Annotated in this window: 1 protein-coding gene; it reads right to left on the reverse strand. The window is 50.2% G+C overall.

Going from position 1 to position 3,014, the window contains the following annotated elements:
- Positions 1–89: 89 nt before the first annotated feature.
- Entirely contained in the window at positions 90–1,844 is a 1,755-nt protein-coding gene (hmpF, locus tag AC0QH1_RS13335) for a pilus motility taxis protein HmpF (protein WP_324631642.1), read from the reverse strand.
- Between the last annotated feature and the right edge of the window lie 1,170 nt (positions 1,845–3,014).

Below are 3,014 nucleotides of genomic sequence, written 5' to 3' on the forward strand. Positions count from 1 at the left end.
TGAGCTTGGGAAAATATTCGAGCGTAGCAAGAATAAAGTCTTACCAAGCCCTTCCCTTTAGGGATGGGGTTCCTGACGATTGCGCCACTCTACGAAGCCGCCAACTCAGAAGACTCTCCATTAATCAGACCCGTCAGAATGTCGCGCATCTGCGCGATCGCCTGTTGTTGATTGGAGTGGGTTTCTCCCACTTGTCCGAAAGCGCCGGCCACTTCTTCGAGTTTTTGCTTGACCTCGTTGAGTTTATCTTGCAGGGGTTGGAGCATTTCTTCATAGAGATTGACTTGAGCGAGCATTCGCGCGATCGCCTCTTGCAACTCCCGCACATTTGCTTCAAGTTGAGCGATCGCCTGCTGCTTATCCTCCACTTCTTTAGCCTGAGCATTCACAGTTTCCTGAGCCTGCTCAAACTCTTGTTCCATCTGTTCGATTTCCCCTTCGAGCTTTTGGAGTTCTTCCGCTTGTTGTTCTCGCGCTTGTTCGATTTGCCCGAGAATTGGGCCGAGGGCAAGCTTTTGATGGGGGGCGATCGAGCCACCATCTCCATGACCTTGACGGCGACTCAACACCGCCCGGTGCTGACTGAGAATCTCCTCCCGTTCGCGCAGATTCCGTCGCTGACCCACCAGGGTTTGATCCAACATCTGGTAAGCTTCTTGTTCGTCCGTCAGTTGTCGCTGTACGTTCCAGCGTTCAGTATCTTTCGCTTGGCTAAGTGTTTGCTCGAGTTCTTCAATCGTCTCGCGCTGTAATTTCAACTCCTCCTCTTGACCGTTAACAAACTGAAAGATTTTGTCTAAATCCTGCTGTAGATTTTGCACCATTCCTTCCAGTTCCTCAATCGGCATCCTCTCCAACGCTTCCACGTCCACCTTATCGGTAATCGTCACCTGCTCGGAGGTGTCTGCCAGTTGAAACAGTTGCTGATGCAATTCCTCTTGACTCGTGACCTGGGTTTTTAGGCTCGTGGCATATTCGCGTTTAATTGCCAGAGCGCTTTCGAGGAGCTTTAACTGTGCGCGAGCCTCTTCTAAAGACGCTTCACCTTCATGGCATTGTTGGCGCAAATTCTCCAGTTCTTGGTTTTTGCTGGGGAGTTCCTGTTGCTGCTGTTCGGCGTCACTGCGAAAGCGATCGAGCCGCTGCCAATGTTCGTCCATCACCGACTGTTGTGCCGCCACCCCTTCCAACGCCAGCTTCACCTGTTCGTTCGCCGATTCGCTGGGCGCATCGGTTTGAGACAAGTAATCGAGTAATTCTTGAATGTGATTGGCTAGTCCTTCATCCAACTGCACCGATTGCTGTGTTTGAGCGATCTGCTCCTCCATCTGCTGGCGCTGCGATCGCAATTCCTCCCAGGCGCTGTCTAGTTCCTGCTGCTTGCGCTCTAGATCTTCTCTAGCTTGGGTGGCTTCTGAAGAAGCGCTTTCGATTTCCTGGCGTTTAGACTCTAGCTCGGTGAGTTCTTCTTCCCGGGCTTGTAATTCCATCTCGCGACGCTGTAGTTCCTGACTTTGATATGTCAGAGACTGCATCCACTGCTCGATTTCTTCCTCCTTGGTTTTGATTTTGTCTTGACCTCGGGAGAAATTTTGCAAAATACTAACCAGACGAGATGCCGCCTCTTCCACATTCCCCTTTACTTGTTTGTTGGGACTGAGGTCTACAAGCACCAGCGCGCCGGCGTTAAAACTACTGGCGTCCTCAGCAGGGATCGTCTCTGAGCCTGGTACGGCACTCCAACTGTTTTCGCCCCGCTGACAGGCGAGCAGTCTAAGTTCAGCCTTGGCGCTACCAAGCCCAAAGCTACTTTTTTGTTTTTGTACTTCCGCTAGATACAGCACACCGATCGTCCTCTTCCGTGTCTATGCCGAAATTGATTGCTAAACCGTTTCCGTAGTTGGTTTAGTTCACCTTCATTAAAATCCAGTTTAAAGGGATATGGCAATTGAAGCGCCACTGTCTGGAAGGAATGTGTTGCTACCTCTACTTGCTGGTTCACCTCGTTGTCTGCATAGAACTGCGCTGATAAGTGGTTTGCTTTGGTCTGATGCCACTTGATTATTTGGCTTGAGTGAATTCCACCCACGGGCGATCGCCCCTGGGTTCCACTCCAATGACGAAACACCCCTAGGCAGCATTCTGGGGACAGTGGGCGATGGTCTGGGCCACCCGTCTCTCCTTTGCCCCCGAATCCAGTTTAAACCTTTGTTTTTCCTGAGTCGAGCCTTCGCCACGATTTTACCTACCCTGCAAGTCCGACTCTGGGAGAACTCTCCCTGGATCTTCTGATTTGGGCATCTTCGCTGATGTCATCTTACGGGAGCTTTTGCAAATCCTACAACTTCAGGTTCCTCAAGCCACCGGATCCCACCCTCTTTTGTCTCAGATCCCTTGCATGAGCCTGGGGTTTCTCTGGAGTTGTCCGTGCAACCCTCGGCGGCGATTGGAGTTTCTTGGTTTACTACAACCGAGAATTTTGATTTGATTCCCTGGTCTACGCATCTCCCAGTTTCATTTTCTCCCTCGGATGTTTATCGAAAGCGATCGCTTGGGTTTTTCTTTATCCCCATTTGTTTGCCCTGTTCGCCTGTTTCAGGGCAATTTCCTTCGGTAAAAAGGTCCCCACTGATTTATCATCGCTTTGGCTTTGTTAATTATAGCTTACCTTTTTAGCCGAGTTCACTGATGATGAAATACTCGGGCTGAGTGCGGGGGAGATGTTATGGGTTCAGGTAAAGCGGGAAACCCTTATCCTCAGATAGAGGAGTCGCCCGCTCCACAGTAGTAAAGAGGTTAACATCTTTTTTAAGAGGAAAATTAAGGGAGAATTCAGCGCTTTATGCCACACTTAACGAAAGTAGGCACACTGACTTAGGCAGCGATCGCCACCGACAATCGACTTTCACAAATGGAAGGGAGACCTTCTATGGATTGTCATCATCAGAAATTAGGGTTGGTAAGGGGGAGAACGGAAACCCTCGTCATTTATGCGTAGGGAGGAGTTCTCCCCC

It is taken from the genome of Phormidium sp. CCY1219 (assembly GCF_055795085.1).